Origin of the sequence: Pseudomonas sp. MIL19 (assembly GCF_028680365.1) — a bacterium.
GTDB lineage: Bacteria > Pseudomonadota > Gammaproteobacteria > Pseudomonadales > Pseudomonadaceae > Aquipseudomonas > Aquipseudomonas spirodelae.
In genome coordinates, this window is the sequence record NZ_JAPPVG010000001.1 from 108543 (window position 1) to 130416 (window position 21874).

A 21874-nucleotide genomic window follows, 5' to 3' on the forward strand; every position below is an offset into this window, starting at 1 on the left:
GGCAGGCAGATCATCCGCAGCCGCCTCAAGCACCCTGGGTAAGCGAGCATAGCGGGCTTGGCAAAACAGCCTCTGCACTCCAGGCCATGCTGTAAGGCAGTGCCACTAAGGCGAGCGTAAAGAGCAGTGCGGCAAAACCAAGACGACACAGGTAACCAATGCGTGCCATTGACTAGCCCTCCAGCGGTTTAAGTACAGGTTGTTCGGCGTGCTGAGGCAGCGGCGCGCGATAGAGCACCCAGCGGTAACAGAGCAGGCAAATCGTCCAGTCGAAGAGCAAGATCCACAGGTTGTGCGACATAAAGTGCGCGCCCTGCATCATCCTTCCCAACGAAAACACCGCCCCCAGTCCCAACGCGAATACCAACGCCACACGCGCACTGCGTGGGCGCTTGTCACGCAGGAGAAAAAACAGCGCCAGCAAGGAGAACCCCGAGGAGGCATGGCCACCCGGCCAGCAACGACCTGGATTATCCGTTGCTGCGCGCTCGCTCAGCAGCGGGGTAAAGGTCTCCGTGCCGCCAAACTCACTCAAGCTCCAGGGGCAATGCACAGCGGTGAGCGCCTTCAAGGGCGTAACCACACTGGTCGAGATCCCCAGCGCCAGGACCAGAAAGCCCAACGAGCGCCGCCACACCCTAAAACGGCTGGGTAACAGGCTGATGACAAAGCCAATAATGGCCAGCACGCCAAACACGATAACCAGCTGCTTGGCCCGGTCGTGCAGGATGTCTTCCAACCAAAAGCTGTGTTTACCAATAAAGCCCTGGCCTGGTTGGTAGAACAGGCGCTCGATGGCGAAATCCAGGCCGCTGGGGTCAAGCAGTAACAGCAACGCCATCAGCAGCAGAGGGATGCCCAGGCCCAGCCGGAAATCAAAATAACGCGAGAACTCAGTAGACCGATTGGCCCGCATAACGGTGCCTCAGCCAAGGCAATGCGCGGCAGTGCCTGAAAGTTTTAGGATTAACGCTTACTCAGTCGCTCGCCAGGCAACAGGGTCGGCCGCCAGGCCATCAGGTGTTCTTTAAAGGCGTGGCTAGCGCCTTGGTAATAGGCGATGTTGCGACGCTGCAGCGCATCCGTGGCATCCACTGCAATCTCATGGCTCAGGCCGAGCGCATCATCATGGCGGCGCATGTTTTTACGCGGGCTCAGAATCGCCAGGCTGGAACCGTCGAACAGCCCCAGGTGCTGATAGTTACCCAACAGCGCACGCCCTGGCGCACGGTCATCGCGCAGCACATTGCGGCCGAAGAAGGTCGAGACATAGTCCATATTCAGCAAGCCCATCAGCGTGGGCGCCAAGTCAATCTGACTGGCTACGTCATTGAATTCGCGTGGTTGGATATGCGCCGGGGCGTAAATGAACAACGGGATGTGGTAATTGGCCACGGGCAAGTCTTCTTTGCCGGCACTGCCCGCCGTGTGGTCTGCGATAAAAATAAACACCGTCTGCTTGAACCAGGGCTTATCCCGCGCCTGGGCAAGGAATTGACCGATGGCATAGTCGGTGTACTTCACCGCCCCTTCGCGGCCATCGCCGGACGGGATGTCGATGTGACCTTCCGGGTAGGTATACGGCCGGTGATTAGAGGTAGTCATCAACTGCAGAAAGAAGGGTTTACCGGCAGCATGATCTGCATCGGCCACCTTCAGCGTCTGCGTGTAGATGTCCTCATCAGACATGCCCCAGGCGTTTTGAAACACCATATCCGCCTCGGCGACGCTGCTCTGGTCAACGATGCGATAACCATTGCCGCCGAAGAAGGCATTCATATTGTCGAAATAGCCGCGCCCACCGTAGATGAACACGCTGTCATAACCCTGCGCGCTGAACTGCTGTCCGAGGCTGCCGTAGCCAGACTCACGGCCGATACGCTTGACGATGGAGCGCCCCGGCGTTGGCGGCATGGACAGGCTAATGGCCTCCAAACCACGATCGGTTCGCGTACCCGTGGCGTAGAAATTACTGAAACTCAGGCTCTGCTGGCGCAATTGATCCAGATTTGGGGTCAAGCCACGGTTGTCACCGAAGCTGCCCAGGTACTTGGCACTCAGGCTTTCGATGGTCACCAGCACCACGTTCAGCCGCTCGGGCTTGCCCGGGTTGTCGATCACCCGGCGGATGTCTTGCGGGTCACTGCCAATAAAACGCGCATTCGGCTCACGCACCTCATTGCGCAGCAGACCGGCCACGTCAGCATCCGCCAGGGTGGCGTAGAACTGCAGGTAATCCAGTTCGTTATTACGAAACGCGGCAAAGAACTGGAATGGACCATTGCTCGCTAACTCGCGCTGGTAGGCGTTGCCATCCGTGCCACGCGGGGCATCCTGACCAATCAGTGCGCTACTCAACGCGGCCGATAGCAGTATGCCCACCACGCTAAACAGGGCCGGCAAAGTCCCTAGACGCGGGGCATCTAGAGCCGCCAGCACCGGCTTACGCAACAGCGCAGTGGTGGCAATAGCCACGATCGCCAGCATCGCCAGAAGTGGGTAGATCGGGTAGGACTCAAGGATGTTGTTGATCACCTCCTCGGAGTAGACCAAGTAGTCCACGGCAATAAAGTTGAAGCGCACGCCGAACTCATCCCAGAACAGCCACTCCGCCACCGCGGTAAACAGCATGACAAACAGGCTGACCCCGACCACACCGAGCAGCAACTGTTTATGCCAGCGCTGCTGCCACAGGCGGCGCGGACATAGCAGCAGGTACAAGGCAAGCGGCAGGCTGGCGTAGAGCAGGAAGCTCAGGTCATACACCACGCCAACCCCATACAGGCTGAACAACTGCATCACACTGACATTGGCGTCACTCAGGTGAGTGGCCAGCAGGGCACTGCGGGTCAGAAAAAACACCACCAACCATGCCGCGACGATGATCGACAGGTAACGAAGTTGCGCGAAGTGGAGCTGAGGCATCGTATGATCCTGCTTGGATGAACGTGCCGCAGTGTGCAATTGCCTCTGTGAGGCGCTTGTCAAAACAATGTGAAAAAAACGTCAACGCGAAAGGAACACCCGCTCATGCGTATTCTGGTCATCGAAGACAACCGCGATATTCTGGCCAACATACTCGACTACCTGCAGCTCAAAGGCTTTAGCGTTGATTGCGCGCAAGATGGCTTGAGCGGCTTGCACCTGGCCAGTAGTGGCCACTATGACCTGATCGTGCTGGACATCATGCTGCCCGGCATTGACGGCTATCAGGTGTGCAAGCGCCTGCGTGAGGATGGCCACAATGAGGTGCCTATTCTGATGCTAACGGCCCGCGACGCCCTGGATGATCGCCTGCAAGGCCTGAACGCTGGTGCTGACGACTACCTGATCAAACCCTTCGCGTTGTCCGAACTGGTGGCGCGCATTGAGGCGATCCTGCGGCGCAGCCAGGGCAGCCGCAAACGCCAGCTGAAGGTCGCCGACCTGGTTTATGACCTCGATACGCTGCATGTCAGCCGTGCTGGGCAACCACTCAAGCTCAACCCCATCGGCCTCAAATTATTGGCCGTATTGATGCAGAAGAGCCCGGCAGTAATCCGCCGCGAAGCGCTGGAAGAAGCGCTCTGGGGGGACGACAGCCCAGACAGCGACAGCTTGCGCAGCCACATCCATCAACTGCGCCAGGTGCTGGACAAACCCTTCGCGACCCCGCTGCTGCATACCTTGCACGGCGTCGGCTATCGCCTGGCGGAGCATGCCAATGGCGTCTAAGCAGCCGTTCGCCAGGCGCATCCTGATCGCCTTTGTACTGATGACAACGCTGGTCAGCGGCCTGTTTTCGCTGAGTATCGTGGCGGTGGTGCATGTCCTTGAAGAACACCTGGTGTCCGAGGAACTCAGCCGCGAGCTGGATACGGTGCTGCATGAGGACCTCAAACAGGGCAACCACCCTCGGCTGGATGCCACCACACGCTTTTTTGCCTCTAACCTCCCTGATTACGCTATTCCCGAGCAGTACGCCGGGCTGCCGGAGGGCTTCAATGAGGTGGTTGATGGGGACAAAGCTTTTTACGTCTATGTGCAGGAAATCAACGGCAACACCTACCAACTGGTGCAAGAGCAACACGAGTTCGAAGCCCGCGAGCAAGCGCTGTTCAATGTCGTACTCGCCGGTTTTCTGCTGACCGTCGTCGGCGCCTGGGCCCTGGGCCTGGTCATGGCGCGCAGGGTCATGGCCCCGGTCAGCCGCCTGGCGCAACAGGTTCGCCACCGCGACCAGTTGCACACCCTGGCCCCGCCGCTGGCACCGGACTACCCCGATGACGAAGTGGGCCAACTGGCCGCCGCCTTCGACAGCACCCTGGGGCAGGTACGCCAATCGCTGGAGCGTGAGCGCCTGTTCACCAGCGATGTCAGCCATGAATTGCGCACACCCTTGATGGTCATTGCCACCTCCTGCGAACTGCTTGCAGAAGCCGCCCTGTCACCCCGTGAACGCCAACAGCTTGAGCGCATCACCAGAGCCTGTGAGGAAATGCGCGAGCTGGTGCAGACCTTCTTGCAACTGGCCCGCAGCAAAGCCAATGAAAGCGCTTTTGTTGCAGACAGCAGCCTCGCCAGTATCGCGGCGGCACAAATAGAGCGCTGGGAGCCGATGTTCAATGACAAGGGGTTAGCCTTCCAGCATGCGCAAGAAGGCAACGATAACGGCCTCTACAACGCCACCTTCCTCAGTACGGTCATGGCTAACTTGTTGCGCAACGCCCTGCATTACACCGAACACGGCGTGGTTCGCCTGGTGCTGGAAGAAGGCGGCTTTCGTGTGGAGGACAGTGGTGCGGGCATTCCCCACGAGCAGCACGAGCAGATCTTCCAACCCTTCGTACGCGGCCCGCAGGCACGCGGTGAAGGGCTCGGGCTGGGGCTCTCGCTGGTAAAACGCATCTGCGCCAAGCAAGGCTGGAGTATCACTGTGCAGAGCCGTGCAGAGGGTGGCACCTGCTTCACCGTCAAATTCAACCCACCCGCTAACGAAATTTTCACATCCCCTTAACAGCCTGTTGATGCCCTGACACCTAATGTGGCGAGCGTTCCCCCTTACTGGACGCTCAGCCATGCTTGCCCTGCCTACCCCCAATCGCCTGTACCCCATGGGCGCGCTGCTGCGCCGTACACAACTGCAGAAACTGGAGCTGCCAACATGAACGGCAAACCCACTGCAGAGACGCACGACGCCCTCTCGCTCAAAGGCCGCACCGGGCTGCGGCGCATTCTCGACGCCGGCGGCTATTCGCTGATGGGCTTGCAAGCGGCCTACCGCGGCGAGGCGGCGTTCCGCCAGTTGCTGCTGCTCAATGTCGTGCTGCTTCCGCTGGCATGCCTGGTCGACGTCACACGCAGTGAGCGCCTGTTACTGATGCTTGTGCCGCTGCTGTCGCTGATCGTCGAGCTGCTCAACTCTGCTATCGAAGCCACCGTGGACCGTATCTCCCTGAGCCTCCACCCACTGTCCAAACAAGCCAAGGACATGGGCAGCGCGGCGCAGTTTATCGCCCTGCTGATGATTGGCCTGACCTGGGGCATGATCCTGCTCTGAGTTAAAAACTCGCGTTTCCCAGCAGCGGCGTATGATCGCCGCCGCGTTGCACATCAGCATCTCAGGCGTTCGAACCCGGCGTGCCTGGGGCCGTCAAACAGCCCCAGGCCGACCAATCCAACGGCCTGAACGACCGGGGCTGGGCAACCCTGCGCCCAGCGCCGAGTGAACTCTGCGCCCCCGTCGAGTGTCTGTCTGCTGTCGGCCCAGCGGGTGGCCTGTATGGCCATTTGCCCACCAGCAGAGGCGTTGCAGCACGCCACCTTGCTCATGCACCTATTTGCGCCCACGCGCCTGGCCGGCTTTATCACACCCGCTGCAGGGTTTCGTTTAATCGCCATGTGAAGATTGCCCCCATGTCCCTATCCCGCCATGCCCCCTCCAGCCTTTCCCCTCTGCACCACCTAGCCCTCGGTGCCTGCCTACTGGTCAGCGTTAGCGCGCACGCGCAAGACGATGCCAGCACCACGCGCTGGGTCAGTGACAGCCTGAATACCTATGTACGCAGCGGCCCAACTGACGGCTATCGCATCGTCGGCACGCTGACCTCCGGGCAGAAGGTCACATTGCTGCGCAGCGACGGTAATTACAGCCAGGTACGTGGCGAGAACGGCAGCGCGGTATGGATTCCCAGCCGCGACCTACAGGACGTGCCAGGCCAGGCAGAACGCCTGCCGCAACTGCAACAACAGGTCAGTGAGCTGAGCGCCGAGCTAGACGGCATCAACAACACCTGGGAAACCCGCGTACAGGGCATGCAGGAAACCCTGGACTCACGCAAAACCCTGATCGATGAGCTGCAAACCGCCCGCTCTGCGCTTGATAGTGAACTGAGCCAGGCCAACTCGGAGCTGCGCGAACTGCAGGCGCAACTCGGCGAAGAGAACCAGCAGGTGTTAATGCGCTACATGGCCTACGGTGGCGGTATCGCGGGGGCGGGTTTAATCGCCGGCCTGATCCTGCCGACCCTGCTGCGGGTAAAGCGCAAACGTAATGATCAGTGGGTCTAATGGGCTGAAATCCACTGGCGGTGGGTGAGCGCCTTCACCCACCGGCCGCTTTGCGCCCGCAGGGTATGATCGCTCAGCAAATCTAAGGTCCTAGTGGCCAAATCAAGCCACCACAGCCGTGGTTTACGGCACCTTAATGCCAATTGGCTACTGACAAGATCAACCGGGACGATCCACACTACACTTCAAACAGCAGTCTCTGCGGCCTGTAATCAGCCAGGAATCTAATAAAAACCGGCATTCATAACCGGAACCCGAAGGAACACCTAAATGCTAGGGATGCGCTCAAATAACCCGCACAAGCGCAACGCTCGCCCCGAGTTTTGGCAGCTTTCCATGCGTTGCTGTCAGATAGCGGCCTGCGTCGATGTCGCTTTTTTGTTTATTTTCATCCTGCTGGGCTCCCCCATTCTGGCCTGGGTAAACGTGCTCAGCGTGGCTATGTATGCCTACGCCTACCGCGCGTTCCAGCAACGCCGTAACCGCCTGGCGATTCTACTGATCCGCACCGAGGTCCTGGTACACGCAGGGCTTGGGACCGTACTGATTGGCTGGGAAAGTGGCTTTCACTACTTCTTACTCATGTTCATCCCAGCCTTATTCGTGACCATGCGTGCGCGCAGCGCCTGGCTCCTCGCGGCGGGCCTGTGGGCCTACTACGTTGGGCTGGATGTACTGATGTGGTACATCGAACCGCTGCAACCCATCTCCTCTAGCGCCTTGCTGGGTGTGCATGTTTTCAATTTGACTGTGGTGTTCTTGATGTTCAGCTATCTGGCGCTGTTCTATGTGAGCACCGTAACCCGCGCCCACAAGAGCCTGGCGCGGATGGCCACAACGGACTCGTTGACCGGCCTGTTCAACCGCCGACACATGATTGCGCTGACCGAAAAGGAACTGGCGCGACACCATCGCCGTCCCAGCAACCTCACCTTATTGCTGATGGATATTGATCACTTCAAACAGATCAATGATCAATACGGCCACGATATGGGTGACCGGGTGCTCGCGGCGGTAAGCGACTCACTCAAAGGCTCTATGCGTGAACAGGACTTTATTGGCCGTTGGGGCGGCGAAGAATTTCTTGCGGTATTGCCCGAAACCGACTTTGAACAGGCGGCTGTCAGCGCAGAGCGCATACGCAAGGCAATCGAAGGACTGGTCATAGACTGTGACGGCACTACAGTCCAGGTAACGCTGTCCATTGGCATCAGCCAGTATCGGGCTGAAGAGCCACTCAGCAGCGCCATTGCACGAGCGGATTACGCGCTATACGCCGGCAAGTCAGCTGGACGCAACAGAGTAGAAGTAGCGACGTGTTGATCGGCTGCATACGGTTGTCGCCCTGAATGAAGACAACCGCAGCCCAAGGCTGATCGACTCAGTTGCAAGCCCCCGCCTACCTGCAAGCGCTATTGCTGGCACAGAGCCACAAGTAGCGGCTCTCACTCATCGCGCGTCAGCACTTCCAGCAGCTCAATTTCGAAGATCAGATTGGAATTCGGTTTGATATGCGCGCCGAACTCACGCTCGCCATAAGCCAGATGCGCGGGCACGAACAGTTTGCGTTTGCCGCCGACCTTCATGCCCATCATGCCGATGTCCCAGCCCTTGATCACACGACCGCTGCCAATCACGCACTGGAAAGCCTTGCCGCGATCATAGGATGAGTCGAACTTGCGGCCATCTTCCAAATAGCCATCGTATTGAGTGGTGATCAGTGCACCTTTGACCACTTCCTTACCGTCACCCAGCTGAATATCTTCGATCACTAATTCGTTGTTCATCGCGCTCTCTCTTGTCCACACATGGCAGGTCTAAAACATAACAGCAGACTCACCCTTACCAGACCACCGCCGGGCCTGATCGGTCACGCATACCTCAACTCCAGCATAGCCAAAGCCCGCGCCTGACTAAACCACCAGGCTAAACGACAGCTGCTCAAGCACACGCGCCGCTCGTGCTAAAGTCGCGCCCTGCACAACCACGGCCCAAGGCGACAAGTAGCGATTATGCAAATCCCGGCATTTACTGGCGAACTGGAAGACTGGAGCACCCTGAACAGCAGCATCGGCTGCCCCGAGCTGTTGATTGGCAACGGCGCGAGCCTCGCGGTATGGCGCAAGTTCGCCTACTTCTCGCTGTTTGACGAAGCCCAGACCACGCGTAACCGCCCGCTCAGCCCAACCGAGCTGAGCGTGTTCCGCGCGCTTGATACCAGCAACTTCGAGCAGGTGCTCAGTGCCCTGAAGAACAGCATTCGGGTCAACGCCGCGCTGACCATCAACTCGTCGTCGCCGCGCCACCGCTACTTCGCCATCAAGGAAGCGCTGATCCACGCCGTGCGTTCGGTGCACATCCCTTGGAGCCAGATGCAGGCATCCAGCCTGACGCGGATCAACAGCGCCCTCAGCCAATACCAGACGGTGTATTCCGGCAATTACGACCTGCTCAACTACTGGGCAGTGATGCAGAACCAGGACGCGTTTGAAGAAATGTTCCGTGGCCCCGACTCGACCTTTGACCTCGGCAATAACGCCCGCCAGAGCAGCGCCACACGCATGCTCTACCTGCACGGCGGCATGCACCTGGTGAAGAACATCGACGGCAGCACGCGCATTCTCAATTCATCGGAAAGCACCTTGCTGGCCAGTTTCGCCATCAACCAGCTGGGTGATATCCCACTGTTCGTCAACGAAGGCAGCAGCGCCGACAAGCTCAAAGCCATTCGCAGTTCCGACTACCTGTCGTTCTGCTACAGCCAGCTATCGCAGCCCAAAGAAACGCTGTGCATCTTCGGCCATAACCTCGCAGCGCAGGATCAGCACCTGGTTCAGGCCCTGCTGCAAGCAGGGCTGAAAACCCTGGCTATATCGATCTACCCGCACAACCCACTGTTTATCCAGCAACAGAAACAGCACTACGCCAACCTGTTCGCGGGGCAAGACGTGGCGTTGCGTTTCTTCGATGCGCAGAGCCACCCACTGGGCCATCCAGAGCTGCGCGTGGCAATCACACCGGCGCAATAAATCCGCTACTGACTGATCGAGCGCACCACACTCAGCTCGGCCGGCGCACGCCGCTGGCTGAGGTAACGGGTGCAGCTAACGCGCAGGAACGAGGCGAAATTCACCACTTCGCCGCGGTAGTCCATAACTTCGTCATACAGCTTGGCAATCAGTTGATTGGTGGTCATGCCATCGACTTCGGCGATCTCACGCAGAATGTCCCAGAACTGGTTCTCCAGGCGCAGGGTGGTCACCACGCCTCGTATGCGCAATGAACGGGCGCGGGACTCATAGAGAATTGGGTCGGCTTTAACGTAAAGCTCGCACATGGCAGCTCCCCTCATTGGATGCTGGGGCCATCCAGGCCCCAGGTGCGGCATTGAGTTTATAGCGTGATCTGGGTGCCCAGCACGTTCAGGAACGCGGCTAACCAGTTCGGGTGCGCAGGCCAGGCTGGCGCGGTGACCAGATTGCCCTGTACATGGGCCTGATCCACTGCAATGTCGATGTACTGCCCACCGGCCATTGTCACGTCCGGGCCACAGGCTGGATAAGCACTGCATTCGCGGCCTTTCAACACACCGGCCGCTGCCAGTAACTGCGCACCGTGGCAAACCGCTGCAATCGGCTTACCGGCCTTATCGAAGGCTTGCACCAGCGCGATAACCTGAGGATTCAAACGCAGGTACTCCGGCGCACGGCCGCCTGGGATTACCAAGGCATCGTAGTCTTCAGCTTTAACTTGGGCGAAGTCGAAATTCAGGGCGAAGTTATGCCCCGGCTTTTCGCTGTAGGTCTGCTCGCCTTCAAAATCGTGGATGGCGGTGCGTACGCTCTGCCCGGCGGTCTTGTCTGGGCACACGGCATGCACCTGATGACCGACCATCAGCAGCGCCTGAAACGGCACCATCACTTCGTAGTCTTCAACGTAGTCGCCGACCAGCATGAGAATCTTTTTCGCGGCCATGTGCTTGCTTCCTTATATCGGTTGAGAAGCACAGAGTGTTGTCCCGATCTGCCCGGCGTGGGTAATAACCCGGTACTACAGGGCACATCTTGGACCGACGGCGGCTAAAAAACGCTGAGCCACCTAAAGCAGCTCAGCGTCTGGGCGGGTGTTACTCCAGCACTTCCTCATCACGCAGCAGCACATAGGTGCAGCCGCTGTCGTCTTCCAAGTAGTCGTGCACGTAAAACATTACCACTTCGCCAAGGCCGGGCTGAGCGGCCACGTAGTCACCGATATCCACAGTAAAATGGCTCTTGGAACCGGGCTTGGCTTCGCACTCGATGCGCGCATTGACGAACAGCTCAGGCGCGCTGTCGCCGAAATACTCTTCACGCTCTGCCGCATCCCAATCAGCGGGCGCCTCAAACGGGCCGCAGAACAGCACCTTGGCATCACCCAAATCCACTTCCTCGGCTTCCGGGTCCTGATCATCCGCGCGGTATACCGTGCAGTCCTGCGCTTCAGGGTTTTCCAGGATGGCCAGACGGGCCGCCAGTTGTTGCTCAGTATCCATAGGGGGCATAACTATCTCCGAGCGTTTGGCGTTAAATGTCAGAGCAAATCGAGCCGGTGGTCACGCCACAGGCAGCCTTCGCAGGCTATGGGCTGGAGTGGCTGCAGTGCAAGCAATGAAATGCCCTTAGCCGCCTGCGCAGAATATTTATCGCCTTAATTTAGCGTTAAGACTGCGGGCAGAGACTCACACCCAGGTTCTCAGATGAGGTTCCGTTTATGGAGCTGCCTTGGGTGTATCAAGATACTGCACTTGCACAGATCGGCCGTGAGCAACCGCTCAGTCTCTACCTGGCCAACAGCCAAAGCCCGCGCCGGGCGGGCATTGAAGCCTTTATCGGCGAGCGTTTCGCGGCTCAGCATCAGGCGCGCATCCGTCATTTCATGCCCTGCCTGCTGAGCCTGGAAGACAGCAGCGGACAACTGCTCGGCGCCGTGGGTTTGCGCAGTGCCGGCGCTGGCCCGTTGTTCCTTGAGCGTTATCTGCAGCAACCGGCAGAGCAGGTGATTGCCACCAAGAAAGTGGCCAATGCACCGCAGCGCACGCAACTGGTGGAAGTTGGCAACCTGGCTGCGGGCAGCCCCGGCGCCGCCCGCCTGCTGATTGTGGCGCTGACCGACCTGCTGGTGGCGCTGGGTTACCGCTGGGTGACCTTCACCGGCACCCTAGCCCTGCTCAACAGTTTCCAACGCTTGGGCCTGACCCCCGTAGCGCTGGGCCCGGCCAACCCTGACTGTCTGGGCGACGAACAGGCCGACTGGGGCACCTATTACGACAACCAGCCGCAAGTGATGGCCGGTGACATCTATGCCGGGCACCAGCGCCTGTTGCAGCTGGGCGCCTACCCACGCCTGGCCCACCAAGCCTTTTATGCCCTGGAGGACATGCCCGATGTGGCCTGCCGCTAAACCACTTTTCGAGCACATGGCCGCCCTCGGTGACGCCATCGCCTTGCGTGAAGGCAGCCGAAGCCTGAGTTATGCCCAGCTATTGGCCGAGATCGAAGTCCGCAGCCAACACCTGCAACAGCTCGGCGCCCGACGCATTGCCCTGACGCTGGATAACGGCATTGACTGGGTACTCTGGGACTTGGCCACCCTGCATGCCGGGCTGGTCTGCGTGCCCGTACCGGGCTTCTTCTCCACCAATCAGCAGGTGCATGTACTCGACAGTGCCAGCATCGACTGCCTGATCGGCCCGGACAATACGCTATACAGCGCGCTGGGTTTCAGTGCGAGTGCAACAGCGAGCGCAGTCGGTGTGCTGCAACGGCCGCGCGCGGTGGTCAGCGAATTACCCGTCGGCACCTGCAAGATCACTTACACCTCTGGCACCACCGGTCAGCCCAAAGGTGTGTGCCTGGATGTGGCGACACAACTGGCCGTGGCCCAGAGCCTGGTGAAGGCCAGCGCCAGTTGTCAGGTTGAACGCCACCTCTGCGTACTGCCGCTGGCCACCCTGCTGGAGAATATCGCCGGCATTTACGCCCCCCTGCTGGCCGGCGCGCAAATCGAGTTGATGCCTATGGCGCAAGTCGGCCTGCTGGGCGCCAGCCAATTTGACCTGCCGCGCTTTCTGACGGCCCTGGGTCAGGCGCAACCCAACAGCCTGATCCTGCTACCGCAGCTGCTATTGGCGCTGGTCAGCGCCGCCGAACGCGGTCTGCCCGTACCGGACTCACTGCGTTTTATTGCAGTCGGCGGCGGTCGCGTGTCCAGCCAACTGCTGCAACGTGCCGACGCCCTTGGCTTGCCGATCTTCGAGGGCTATGGCCTCTCGGAGTGTGCGTCGGTGGTCTGCCTGAACACCCCTGAGCAGCGCCGTATCGGCACCGTTGGCCAACCCTTGCCACATGTACAGGTACGCCTCGGCGCCGACCAGGAAGTGCAGGTCAAAGGCCCGCGTCTGCTGGGTTATCTGGGTGAACCGGTAACCGCTGAAGAATGGCTGGGCACCGGTGACCTCGGCCATTTCGAGGGGCCTTTTCTGGTGCTGCACGGGCGTAAGAAACACCAGTTCATCACCGCCTTTGGCCGCAACGTCAACCCAGAGTGGGTCGAGGCCGAGTTGGTGCAACAACTGCCCATTGCCCAAGCCTGGCTGCACGGCGAAGCCCTACCCGGCAACGTCGCCGTACTGGTGCCGCGCTTCGAGACGACCAGCGACAGCCAACTGGCCGAAGCCGTGGCTACCGCCAACCAATCACTGCCTGACTACGCCCGCGTGCACCACTGGCTGCGCGCCGAGCACCCTTTCAGCAGCAGCAACGAGCTGGCGACCAGTAATGGCCGGCTGCGCCGTAATGCCCTGTTTTCCCACTACCAGAGCGCCATCGAAGAGTTGATGGCCGACCAAACCTGCTATGGAGATGCTTGATGAGCTTCTATGAGTCCCTACTCGAACAAACCAGTGCTGAACGCAACTACCTGCTCAGCGCACCGATCATTGCCCAGGCCATGGCCGGCACCGTCAGCCTGAACAGCTACATCGCCTTTCTCACCGAGGCCTATCACCACGTCAAACACACCGTGCCCTTACTGATGGCCTGCGGCTCGCGCCTGCCGGAGCGCCTGGAGTGGCTGCGCGAGGCCATTGCCGAGTACATCGACGAAGAAAAAGGCCACCAGGAATGGGTTCTGAATGACATCGCCGCCTGTGGTGCAGACAAAGAAGCCGTGCGCAACGGCCTGCCGCATATGTCAACCGAACTGATGGTCAGCTACGTCTACGACCGCATCGCCCGGCATAACCCGGTGAGCTTCTTCGGCATGGTCAATGTGCTAGAAGGCACCAGCATCGCCCTGGCCACACAAGTGGCCGGCGTGATTCAGGACAAACTGCAACTGCCGAACAAGGCCTTCAGCTACCTGAGTTCCCACGGCAGCCTCGACCTGGATCACATCGAATTCTTCAAAACGCTGATGAACCAGTTGGACAACGATGATGACAAGGCGGCGGCGGTGCACACCGCCAAAGTGGTCTATCGCCTGTATGGCGACATGTTCCGCAGCCTGCCACTGAGCGCATAGGAGGTTTGATGAAACTTTCCGAATGCCGCGCCGTGATTACCGGTGCCAGCGGCGGGATCGGCCAGGCGTTGGTCGCAGCCTTGCTGGAAGAAGGCGCGCAACTGCTACTAGTCTGCCGCCAAACCGACGCCTTACAAATGCTGGCAAATGCGCACACAAGCAAGGTCCAAGTGGTGCAGGCCGACATCCGTGAACGCAGCGGCCGTGAAGCCGTAGTCGCTGCCGCGCAGCGCTTCGGCGGCATCAACACGCTGATCAACGCTGCCGGGGTCAATCACTTCGGCTTGCTCGAGCAGCATGATGAAACGGCCATCGCTGATCTGATCGGCCTCAATGTCACCGCTACGCTGCAACTGACCCACCGCCTGCTGCCCATGCTGCGCCAGCAAGGCCGCGCGCTGGTGGTCAATCTCGGTTCGACATTTGGCTCCATCGGTTACCCCGGCTTTAGCGCGTATTGCGCCAGCAAGTTCGCCCTGCGCGGCTTCTCCGAAGCCCTGCGCCGTGAACTGGCGGACACTCAGGTGAAGGTTCTCTACTTCGCCCCACGTGCGACGCAAACCAGCATGAACGCCGCTAACGTGGTGGCCATGAATGACGAGTTGAACGTGGCCATGGACGACCCGCACAGCGTAGCCCTGCAACTGCTGGCCGCCATCCGCCGCGAGGAAGAGGAACGCTACCTCGGCTGGCCGGAAAAACTCTTCGTACGCCTCAACAGCTTGCTGCCGCGAGTGGTCGACCAGGCCCTGCGCAAGCAACTACCGATTATTCAGCGTTTTGCCCGCAGCAAACCCTAAGGAGCCTGTATGAACCCTATCCGTAACGCCGCCTGCGCCCTGCTCTGCTTCGCCAGCCTGCCCGCCTTCGCGTTAAGCGAACAAGGTCAGACGCAACTGCAAAGCCTGCAAGACCGCTGGGCCGAGATCAATTATCAGGTGCCTAAAGAGCAGCGCGAAAAAGCCTTTGCCAGCCTCAGCGAGCAGGCGCAAAAAGCCGTCGCCGCCGAGCCAGACGCCGCTGAATTACATATATGGAACGGCATCATCCTCAGCACCTACGCGGGTGCCAAGGGCGGCCTGGGCGCACTCGGCTTGGTCAAGGAAGCCAAAGCCAGCCTGGAACAAGGCCTGGCCCTGGACCCCAAAGCGCTTTCCGGCTCGGCCTACACCAGCCTCGGCAGCCTGTATTACCAAGTGCCCGGCTGGCCAATCGGCTTTGGCGATGATGAAAAAGCCGAAGCCATGCTCAAGCAGGCCCTGGCCATCAACCCGGACGGCATCGACCCCAACTACTTCTATGCCGATTACCTGGCCCGCGCCAAGCGCTATGCCGAAGCCAAAGCAGCATTGGAAAAAGCCCTGCAAGCGCCTGCACGCCCTAATCGCCTGTCCGCCGATGCCGGCCGCAAACAGGATATTCAGGCGCTACTGAGCAAGGTCAACGCCGAGCTCAAGTAACACGTCGCTAAACTCCACCTGATCGGCCCCTTGTGGAGCAGATCAGGTGCTAAGAACAGCCTCGACTTCCTCGCCTAGGCTTTTCAAGGGTCTGTTAGTCTCAGCACGCACATTTGAATAAAAAACAGGAAGTGGCTGCATGCGTATTCTGCTGGTCGAAGATGACAAAGCCCTTGGCGAAGGGATTCGCACCGCGCTCAAGCCCGAAGGCTACACCGTCGACTGGGTACAGGATGGCAGCAGTGCACTGCATGCGCTGACCAGCGAGAGTTTTGAGTTGGCCATCCTCGACCTCGGCCTGCCACGCATGGACGGCCTGCAAGTGCTCAAACACCTGCGCGCGGCGGCCAACCCGGTGCCGGTGCTGGTACTGACCGCCCGCGATTCCACCAGCGACCGTATCGCCGGGCTGGATGCCGGGGCCGATGATTACCTGGTCAAGCCCTTCGATGTCGCCGAACTCAAGGCCCGTCTGCGCGCCTTGCTGCGGCGCAGCTTCAACCGCCCGCAACCGGCACTGGAATATCGTGGCATCAGCCTCGATCCGGTCAGCCAGGCCGTCAGCTATCAGGGCCAGGCGGTCAACCTGCCGCGTAAGGAATTCCTCCTGCTGCATGAACTGCTCGCCCAGCCGGGCCGGGTGATGACCCGCGACAAGCTGCAGCAAGCGCTCTATGGCTGGGATGAAGAGCTGGAGAGCAATGCCCTGGAAGTGCATGTGCATCACCTGCGCAAGAAATTCTTTCCCGAGCTGATCCGCACCGTGCGCGGGGTTGGCTATTTAGTGGATAAAGCCTGATGCGTTCAATCCGTGCGCGCACGCTGCTGTTGGTACTCGGCGTACTCAGCCTGTCGATGACCCTGATTTCCTATAAAAGCTACCGTGATGCCCAGCATGAAATCGAGGAGCTGTTCGACGCGCAGCTTGCGCAAACCGCGCGCCTGCTGGCCGGTTTGGTTGGCCAGAATATGTCGCAAAGTGATCGTGAAAGCCTGCAGAGCTCCCTAAATCAAGCCCTACAGAGCCGCCAGAACAGCGCCACTGGAGAAATACGCGCCGGCCATGACTACGAAGGCAAGCTGGCGTTTCAAGTCCTCGACGAACAGGGCGTTATGCTTCTGCAGTCGGCGAGCGCGCCCACCGGGGTACTGGCCAAGATGGTCGAAGACTTCCACGAAAACGATGCCAATGCGCACCAACATCTCGATACGGAACCGCTGTCGAGCCTGGCGGAACAGCTGGTCGGTTATCACACCGTGCCCTTGGATGGGTATCACTGGCGCTTGTTTATGCTGCGCGACAGCCAAGACAACCACATGATTCTGGTGGCCGAGCGCGAGGATGTACGCGGCGAACTGGCGACGAAAATTGCCCTGCGCAGCCTGCTGCCCGATCTGGTCGGCCTGCCGCTGCTGGCCTTACTGGTGTGGCTGGCGATTGGCTGGGGCTTGCGGCCATTGCAGCGCATGGCCGAACTGATTAAATCGCGCGCCCCCGATAACCTCGCACCGCTAATTCTGGAGCCCTTGCCCATCGAGCTGGAGCCGATGGGCGCCGCGCTCAACCGCTTGCTGATGCAGGTCAACCAGCTGCTGGATCAAGAAAAACGCTTTATTGCCGATGCCGCCCATGAACTGCGCACCCCGTTGGCGGTGCTGCGCATTCATGCACAAAACGCCATGGATGCCCCCGACCCACAAGACCGCAACGACGCCCTGCACCAGCTAGGGGCCGGCGTTGAACGCGCCACACGCGTGGTGGCGCAACTACTGACCCTGGCGCGTCTGGACCCCAACGTGGTGCAACTGGCCATGCGTGAGCTGGACCTGCTCGGCTATGTGCGCAACGAACTGGCCGAGCTGATTCCGCTGGCCCTGGAGCGACACCAGGAGCTCAACCTCGACGCCATTGAGCCTGCCGATTATGTCCTGCTCGCCGATGGCCCGAGCCTGGGTACGCTGCTGCAGAACCTGGTCAGCAATGCCGTGCAATACACCCCTGACGGCGGGCATATCCAGGTGCAATTAGACGCGCAGGCAGACGCCATAATCCTGCGCGTGCAGGACAGCGGCCCTGGAGTTGCAGAGGCGCAGCGGGAAAAACTCTTCGAACGCTTCTACCGGCTCGGCGCCGGCCAGGGTGCGGGCCTCGGGTTGTCTATCGTACGCCGCGTGGTAGAGCTGCACCGCGGCAGTATCAGCCTGGGCGAATCACCCTTGGGCGGCCTAGAGGTTGCCGTACGGCTGCCGAGAAACCGCTAACGTTTTACCCCTGTACCGCGGCGCAGGGCGCGCGCTTCGCGACGCACCTGTTGCTGCACGTCAGACAGCACTTCCTGCACATAGTCGATATGCCGGTTAGACAGTGCACGCGCGTCTTCGGCGCGCCCGTCGATAATCGCCTGATACAACGCGCGGTGCTGCTCGATCAGCATGTCGCGGGTTTCATCACGCTGGGCGTACATGCCGCCGATGTTGGTCACCACGTTACGCTTGAGCAGGTCGAACAGCCCACGAATGGTGTGCAGCAGCACGGCGTTATGGCTGGCTTCGGCAATCGCTAAATGGAAGCTGGCATCGGCGATACCCTCTTCGGCGCGAGTCACCTTGCCGCTGCGTTTGTAGCAATCCTGCAGCGCCGCGAAGGCCTCACTGAGGCGTTGGCGATCCAGTTCAGTGGCACGCTGGGCGGCATAAAAGGCGCAGGAACCTTCCAGGGTGTGGCGAAACTCAAGCAGGTCGCGCTGCGCTTCGGGGTTGCTCTCCAGCAGGTGGAGCAGCGGGTCACTGAACGTCGAGCCCAGGGTTTGTGCAACAAAATTGCCGCCGCCATGTCGACTGATCAACAAACCCTTGGCCGCGAGCTTTTGAATCGCCTCACGCAGCGACGGCCTCGACACGCCGAACTGCTCAGCCAGCACCCGTTCCGCCGGCAGGCGCTCGCCCGCCTTGAGCGTGCCTTCGAGGATCATCGTTTCCAGTTGGCTGACGATATCGTCCGACAAACGGCGCTGCCTCACCGACCCTACGTCCATATTCCGCACTCCACTGGTTTGACCACTCGCCATGGGCTTTTGGCCCGCCGCAAGCAAGCCTATAACTGGCTCACCGGGCTCGCAAGACAGCCGCTTATGACTAAAGTCGTAAGCGGGCTGATTGACAGGTCTGAGCCTGCACTTTTACCCTGACCGCGCTTGCTTGTAAATTGGTCTTACCAATATGGCCAAAACAATTCAAAGAACCCATCGAGGTCCTCCTATGTTGGCTACACGCTTATCACTTGCCGTCACGCTGCATCCGCACTCACTTTTGCGCAGCGCGCAGCGCTAAGGAGGGATCATCATGTCGACGGGTCTTCTTGCTCTACTTGCCTTCTCCCCTATTCTGCTGGCCGCCATTTTGCTGATTGGCTTACGCTGGCCAGCCAAGCACGCCATGCCGCTGGTTTACCTGCTGACGGCTTGCGTCGGCTTATTTGCCTGGGACATGAGCTTCAACCGCGTCCTCGCCTCTACCGTACAGGGCCTGCTGATTACCCTCGGTTTGCTGTGGATCATCTTCGGCGCGATCCTGCTGCTCAACACCCTTAAACACTCCGGCGGCATCACCGCGATTCGTGCGGGCTTCGCCACCATCAGCCCGGACCGACGTATTCAGGCGATCATCATTGCCTGGCTGTTTGGCTGCTTTATTGAGGGCGCGTCCGGCTTCGGTACGCCCGCTGCCATCGCTGCACCGCTGTTGGTGGCCATCGGCTTCCCGGCCATGGCTGCGGTGCTGATGGGCATGCTGGTGCAAAGCACACCGGTGTCGTTCGGTGCGGTGGGCACGCCGATCATCGTCGGGGTCAATACGGGCCTGGACTCAGCCACCATCGGCGCACAACTGCTTGAACAGGGTTCGTCCTGGGCGCAGTTCATGCAGCTGATCACCAGTGAAGTGGCGATTGTCCACGCCATTGTCGGCACCGTAATGCCGCTGGTGATGGTGCTGATGCTGACGCGCTTCTTCGGCACCGAGAAAAGCTGGAAGGCCGGTTTTGCGGTCTTGCCGTTCGCCCTCTTTGCCGGCCTCTCGTTCACCATTCCTTATGCACTGACTGGCATATTCCTCGGCCCGGAATTCCCGTCTCTCGCGGGCGGCTTGATTGGCCTGGCGATTGTCACCAGCGCCGCGCGCATGGGGTTTCTACTGCCAAAAACCACCTGGGATTTTGCCCCAGCGGACAAATGGCCGGCTGAATGGCTGGGCACCGTAGAAATGAAACTTGACCAGCTGACGGCCAAGCCGATGAGTGCCCTGCGCGCCTGGCTGCCCTACGTGCTAGTTGGCGTACTGCTGGTAATCAGCCGAATCTTCCCCGAGGTCAGCGCCGCTCTGAAAGGCGTGATGCTGAACTTCCCCGACCTGCTGGGTGAAACTGGTGTCAGCGCCAACTTCCAGCCGCTGTACCTGCCGGGCGGCATTCTGGTGGCCGTGGTGCTCGCCACGTTCTTCCTGCATGGCATGAAGCTGCGCGCCCTCGGCTCGGCGGTCAAAGAATCGTCTGGGGTACTGCTCAGCGCCGGCTTTGTGTTGCTGTTTACCGTGCCGATGGTGCGCATCCTGATTAACTCTGGGGTTAATGCGGCTGAGCTGTCGAGCATGCCGATCCTGATGGCGCGCTGGGTCGCCGACAGCGTAGGCGGCGTCTACCCATTGCTGGCACCGAGTGTCGGCGCGCTGGGTGCGTTTATTGCCGGTTCCAACACTGTTAGCAACATGATGTTCAGCCAGTTCCAGTTCGGCGTGGCCAGCAGCCTGGGCATCTCCAGCGCGCTAATTGTTGCGGCACAGGCCATCGGTGCCGCCGCCGGCAACATGGTCGCCATCCACAACGTGGTCGCCGCCTCGGCAACTGTCGGCCTACTGGGCCGTGAAGGCAGCATCCTGCGCAAGACGATCTGGCCTACCCTGTATTACGTACTGTTTACCGGCCTGATTGCTCTGTTCGCGGTGTATGTACTGGGCATCAGCGACCCGCTGATAGCTGGCTGATAACCGCCTAGGGCGCGCGATACGGCGCGCCCTAGGCGTTGTAAAAACCCTTTCCCACCTGGGTGAATCCATGATCATTTCTGCCTCCACCGACTACCGCGCCGCCGCCCAACGCCGGCTGCCGCCGTTTCTGTTTCACTACCTTGATGGCGGCGCGTATGCCGAGCACACGCTCAAGCGCAACGTGTCCGACCTGGCGGACATTGCCCTGCGTCAGCGCGTACTGCGCAACATGTCGGAACTGAGCCTGGAAACCCGCCTGTTCAACGAAACCCTGAGCATGCCCGTGGCCCTGGCCCCGGTTGGCCTGACCGGCATGTACGCCCGTCGCGGTGAAGTTCAGGCCGCCAAGGCCGCAGCGGCCAAGGGTATTCCCTTTACCCTGTCCACCGTTTCGGTGTGCCCAATTGAAGAAGTCGCACCGGCCATTAGCCGGCCGATGTGGTTCCAGCTGTATGTGCTGAAAGACCGCGGCTTTATGAAAAACGCCCTGGAACGCGCCAAGGCTGCCGGCGTGACCACCCTGGTGTTCACTGTGGACATGCCCGTGCCCGGCGCGCGCTACCGCGATGCCCATTCCGGCATGAGCGGCCCGAATGCACCGCTACGGCGCATGCTGCAAGCCGTGACCCATCCGCAATGGGCCTGGGATGTTGGCCTGATGGGCAAGCCGCATGATCTGGGCAATATCTCCACCTACCGCGGCAACCCCACTGGTTTGGCGGACTACATCGGCTGGCTGGGTAACAACTTCGACCCGTCGATCTCTTGGAAAGACCTGGAGTGGATTCGTGAGTTCTGGGACGGCCCAATGGTCATCAAAGGCATTCTCGACCCGCAGGATGCCAAGGACGCTGTGAGCTTCGGGGCAGACGGCATTGTCGTTTCCAACCACGGTGGTCGTCAGCTGGATGGCGTGTTGTCGAGCGCCCGCGCGATGCCGGCGATTGCCGATGCCGTCAAAGGCGACTTGGCGATTCTCGCCGACTCCGGCATCCGCACCGGCCTAGATGTAGTGCGCATGATTGCCCTGGGCGCCGACACGGTGCTGCTCGGTCGCGCCTTTATTTACGCCCTGGCTGTTGCCGGCCAGGCAGGCGTAAGCAACCTGCTGGACTTGATTGAAAAAGAAATGCGCGTGGCCATGGTGTTGACCGGGGCCAAATCGATCAGCGAGATCAGCGCCGACTCCCTGGTGCGCGAACTGGGCCACTAACCAGGTGCGCGAGCGTACTTAAACGCTCGCAGCGGCTTGTGTGCCCGGTCAC

Annotated in this window: 22 protein-coding genes; 15 read left to right on the plus strand and 7 right to left on the minus strand. The window is 60.1% G+C overall.

Features of this window, described 5'->3' with window-relative positions; all coding sequences use genetic code 11:
* Positions 1-172 precede the first annotated feature (172 nt).
* Both N1078_RS00535 and N1078_RS00540 read right to left on the minus strand, forming a co-directional pair.
* On the minus strand, positions 173-916 hold the full coding sequence (locus N1078_RS00535; RefSeq protein ID WP_274086253.1) for a phosphatase PAP2 family protein: 744 nt from the start codon (positions 914-916) through the stop codon (positions 173-175).
* A gap of 50 nt (positions 917-966) precedes the next feature.
* The gene (locus N1078_RS00540; RefSeq protein ID WP_274086254.1) at positions 967-2925 is read right to left on the minus strand and encodes an LTA synthase family protein; all 1959 of its coding nucleotides are present in this window, start codon (positions 2923-2925) and stop codon (positions 967-969) included.
* Between the two features lie 105 nt (positions 2926-3030).
* On the opposite strand from N1078_RS00540, the gene N1078_RS00545 reads away from it, so the two are divergent.
* The 5 genes from N1078_RS00545 to N1078_RS00565 all read left to right on the plus strand — a co-directional run bounded on the left by N1078_RS00545 (position 3031) and on the right by N1078_RS00565 (position 7872).
* A complete protein-coding gene (locus N1078_RS00545; RefSeq protein ID WP_274086255.1) occupies positions 3031-3714 on the plus strand; it encodes a response regulator transcription factor in 684 nt (227 codons plus the stop codon).
* Complete coding sequence (locus N1078_RS00550) at positions 3704-4996, plus strand: sensor histidine kinase (protein WP_274086256.1); 1293 nt, start codon at positions 3704-3706, stop codon at positions 4994-4996. Before N1078_RS00545 ends, N1078_RS00550 begins: the two co-directional genes overlap by 11 nt.
* 147 nt (positions 4997-5143) lie before the next feature.
* Positions 5144-5539, plus strand: a complete 396-nt coding sequence (locus N1078_RS00555; RefSeq protein ID WP_274086257.1) for a diacylglycerol kinase — start codon at positions 5144-5146, stop codon at positions 5537-5539.
* A gap of 356 nt (positions 5540-5895) precedes the next feature.
* Positions 5896-6549, plus strand: a complete 654-nt coding sequence (locus N1078_RS00560; protein WP_274086258.1) for a TIGR04211 family SH3 domain-containing protein — start codon at positions 5896-5898, stop codon at positions 6547-6549.
* A 270-nt stretch (positions 6550-6819) separates the two neighbouring features.
* The gene (locus N1078_RS00565; RefSeq protein ID WP_274086259.1) at positions 6820-7872 is read left to right on the plus strand and encodes a GGDEF domain-containing protein; all 1053 of its coding nucleotides are present in this window, start codon (positions 6820-6822) and stop codon (positions 7870-7872) included.
* Between the two features lie 122 nt (positions 7873-7994).
* Here the strand turns inward: N1078_RS00565 and N1078_RS00570 are convergent, their stop codons facing one another.
* Positions 7995-8336, minus strand: a complete 342-nt coding sequence (locus tag N1078_RS00570; protein WP_274086260.1) for an FKBP-type peptidyl-prolyl cis-trans isomerase — start codon at positions 8334-8336, stop codon at positions 7995-7997.
* Positions 8337-8561: 225 nt separating this feature from the next.
* On the opposite strand from N1078_RS00570, the gene N1078_RS00575 reads away from it, so the two are divergent.
* Positions 8562-9578: a DUF4917 family protein gene (locus tag N1078_RS00575; protein ID WP_274086261.1), complete on the plus strand. Its 1017-nt coding sequence runs from the start codon at positions 8562-8564 to the stop codon at positions 9576-9578.
* A gap of 5 nt (positions 9579-9583) precedes the next feature.
* Here the strand turns inward: N1078_RS00575 and N1078_RS00580 are convergent, their stop codons facing one another.
* The 3 genes from N1078_RS00580 to N1078_RS00590 form a co-directional block, all read right to left on the minus strand.
* The gene (locus N1078_RS00580) at positions 9584-9886 is read right to left on the minus strand and encodes a ribbon-helix-helix domain-containing protein (protein ID WP_274086262.1); all 303 of its coding nucleotides are present in this window, start codon (positions 9884-9886) and stop codon (positions 9584-9586) included.
* A 56-nt stretch (positions 9887-9942) separates the two neighbouring features.
* A complete protein-coding gene (locus tag N1078_RS00585) occupies positions 9943-10524 on the minus strand; it encodes a DJ-1/PfpI family protein (protein ID WP_274086263.1) in 582 nt (193 codons plus the stop codon).
* Between the two features lie 151 nt (positions 10525-10675).
* The gene (locus N1078_RS00590; protein WP_274086264.1) at positions 10676-11089 is read right to left on the minus strand and encodes a hypothetical protein; all 414 of its coding nucleotides are present in this window, start codon (positions 11087-11089) and stop codon (positions 10676-10678) included.
* 209 nt (positions 11090-11298) lie between these two features.
* On the opposite strand from N1078_RS00590, the gene N1078_RS00595 reads away from it, so the two are divergent.
* The 7 genes from N1078_RS00595 (at position 11299) to N1078_RS00625 (ending at position 17831) form a co-directional block, all read left to right on the plus strand.
* Complete coding sequence (locus N1078_RS00595) at positions 11299-11988, plus strand: thermostable hemolysin (RefSeq protein ID WP_274086265.1); 690 nt, start codon at positions 11299-11301, stop codon at positions 11986-11988.
* Positions 11972-13456, plus strand: a complete 1485-nt coding sequence (locus N1078_RS00600; RefSeq protein ID WP_274086266.1) for an AMP-binding protein — start codon at positions 11972-11974, stop codon at positions 13454-13456. Before N1078_RS00595 ends, N1078_RS00600 begins: the two co-directional genes overlap by 17 nt.
* A complete protein-coding gene (locus tag N1078_RS00605) occupies positions 13456-14109 on the plus strand; it encodes a TenA family transcriptional regulator (RefSeq protein ID WP_274086267.1) in 654 nt (217 codons plus the stop codon). Before N1078_RS00600 ends, N1078_RS00605 begins: the two co-directional genes overlap by 1 nt.
* Positions 14110-14117: 8 nt before the next feature.
* Entirely contained in the window at positions 14118-14909 is a 792-nt protein-coding gene (locus N1078_RS00610; RefSeq protein WP_274086268.1) for an SDR family oxidoreductase, read from the plus strand.
* Positions 14910-14918: 9 nt separating this feature from the next.
* Positions 14919-15569 carry a TRAP transporter TatT component family protein gene (locus N1078_RS00615; protein WP_274086269.1) on the plus strand — a complete coding sequence of 217 codons (651 nt, stop codon included), beginning with the start codon at positions 14919-14921 and terminating at the stop codon, positions 15567-15569.
* A 139-nt stretch (positions 15570-15708) separates the two neighbouring features.
* Entirely contained in the window at positions 15709-16368 is a 660-nt protein-coding gene (locus tag N1078_RS00620; protein ID WP_274086270.1) for a response regulator, read from the plus strand.
* Positions 16368-17831, plus strand: coding sequence for an ATP-binding protein (locus N1078_RS00625; RefSeq protein WP_274086271.1), 1464 nt, complete (start codon positions 16368-16370; stop codon positions 17829-17831). The genes N1078_RS00620 and N1078_RS00625 overlap by 1 nt, the downstream gene beginning before the upstream one ends.
* Here N1078_RS00625 and N1078_RS00630 read toward each other — a convergent pair.
* Entirely contained in the window at positions 17828-18604 is a 777-nt protein-coding gene (locus N1078_RS00630; RefSeq protein WP_274086272.1) for an FCD domain-containing protein, read from the minus strand. The genes N1078_RS00625 and N1078_RS00630 overlap by 4 nt on opposite strands.
* 307 nt (positions 18605-18911) lie before the next feature.
* Between N1078_RS00630 and N1078_RS00635 the strand changes: the two genes are divergently transcribed.
* Complete coding sequence (locus N1078_RS00635; protein ID WP_274086273.1) at positions 18912-20606, plus strand: L-lactate permease; 1695 nt, start codon at positions 18912-18914, stop codon at positions 20604-20606.
* 70 nt (positions 20607-20676) lie between these two features.
* Positions 20677-21822 carry an FMN-dependent L-lactate dehydrogenase LldD gene (gene lldD, locus N1078_RS00640; RefSeq protein WP_274086274.1) on the plus strand — a complete coding sequence of 382 codons (1146 nt, stop codon included), beginning with the start codon at positions 20677-20679 and terminating at the stop codon, positions 21820-21822.
* Positions 21823-21874: the final 52 nt, after the last annotated feature.

What these genes read in the sequence shown, in the direction of transcription:
- N1078_RS00535 (WP_274086253.1), bottom strand. Translation starts at nt 916, where the DNA reads ATGCGGGCCAATCGGTCTACTGAGTTCTCGCGTTATTTTGATTTCCGG.
- N1078_RS00540 (WP_274086254.1), bottom strand. Translation starts at nt 2,925, where the DNA reads ATGCCTCAGCTCCACTTCGCGCAACTTCGTTACCTGTCGATCATCGTC.
- N1078_RS00545 (WP_274086255.1), top strand. Translation starts at nt 3,031, where the DNA reads ATGCGTATTCTGGTCATCGAAGACAACCGCGATATTCTGGCCAACATA.
- N1078_RS00550 (WP_274086256.1), top strand. Translation starts at nt 3,704, where the DNA reads ATGGCGTCTAAGCAGCCGTTCGCCAGGCGCATCCTGATCGCCTTTGTA.
- N1078_RS00555 (WP_274086257.1), top strand. Translation starts at nt 5,144, where the DNA reads ATGAACGGCAAACCCACTGCAGAGACGCACGACGCCCTCTCGCTCAAA.
- N1078_RS00560 (WP_274086258.1), top strand. Translation starts at nt 5,896, where the DNA reads ATGTCCCTATCCCGCCATGCCCCCTCCAGCCTTTCCCCTCTGCACCAC.
- N1078_RS00565 (WP_274086259.1), top strand. Translation starts at nt 6,820, where the DNA reads ATGCTAGGGATGCGCTCAAATAACCCGCACAAGCGCAACGCTCGCCCC.
- N1078_RS00570 (WP_274086260.1), bottom strand. Translation starts at nt 8,336, where the DNA reads ATGAACAACGAATTAGTGATCGAAGATATTCAGCTGGGTGACGGTAAG.
- N1078_RS00575 (WP_274086261.1), top strand. Translation starts at nt 8,562, where the DNA reads ATGCAAATCCCGGCATTTACTGGCGAACTGGAAGACTGGAGCACCCTG.
- N1078_RS00580 (WP_274086262.1), bottom strand. Translation starts at nt 9,886, where the DNA reads ATGTGCGAGCTTTACGTTAAAGCCGACCCAATTCTCTATGAGTCCCGC.
- N1078_RS00585 (WP_274086263.1), bottom strand. Translation starts at nt 10,524, where the DNA reads ATGGCCGCGAAAAAGATTCTCATGCTGGTCGGCGACTACGTTGAAGAC.
- N1078_RS00590 (WP_274086264.1), bottom strand. Translation starts at nt 11,089, where the DNA reads ATGCCCCCTATGGATACTGAGCAACAACTGGCGGCCCGTCTGGCCATC.
- N1078_RS00595 (WP_274086265.1), top strand. Translation starts at nt 11,299, where the DNA reads ATGGAGCTGCCTTGGGTGTATCAAGATACTGCACTTGCACAGATCGGC.
- N1078_RS00600 (WP_274086266.1), top strand. Translation starts at nt 11,972, where the DNA reads ATGTGGCCTGCCGCTAAACCACTTTTCGAGCACATGGCCGCCCTCGGT.
- N1078_RS00605 (WP_274086267.1), top strand. Translation starts at nt 13,456, where the DNA reads ATGAGCTTCTATGAGTCCCTACTCGAACAAACCAGTGCTGAACGCAAC.
- N1078_RS00610 (WP_274086268.1), top strand. Translation starts at nt 14,118, where the DNA reads ATGAAACTTTCCGAATGCCGCGCCGTGATTACCGGTGCCAGCGGCGGG.
- N1078_RS00615 (WP_274086269.1), top strand. Translation starts at nt 14,919, where the DNA reads ATGAACCCTATCCGTAACGCCGCCTGCGCCCTGCTCTGCTTCGCCAGC.
- N1078_RS00620 (WP_274086270.1), top strand. Translation starts at nt 15,709, where the DNA reads ATGCGTATTCTGCTGGTCGAAGATGACAAAGCCCTTGGCGAAGGGATT.
- N1078_RS00625 (WP_274086271.1), top strand. Translation starts at nt 16,368, where the DNA reads ATGCGTTCAATCCGTGCGCGCACGCTGCTGTTGGTACTCGGCGTACTC.
- N1078_RS00630 (WP_274086272.1), bottom strand. Translation starts at nt 18,604, where the DNA reads ATGGACGTAGGGTCGGTGAGGCAGCGCCGTTTGTCGGACGATATCGTC.
- N1078_RS00635 (WP_274086273.1), top strand. Translation starts at nt 18,912, where the DNA reads ATGTCGACGGGTCTTCTTGCTCTACTTGCCTTCTCCCCTATTCTGCTG.
- lldD (WP_274086274.1), top strand. Translation starts at nt 20,677, where the DNA reads ATGATCATTTCTGCCTCCACCGACTACCGCGCCGCCGCCCAACGCCGG.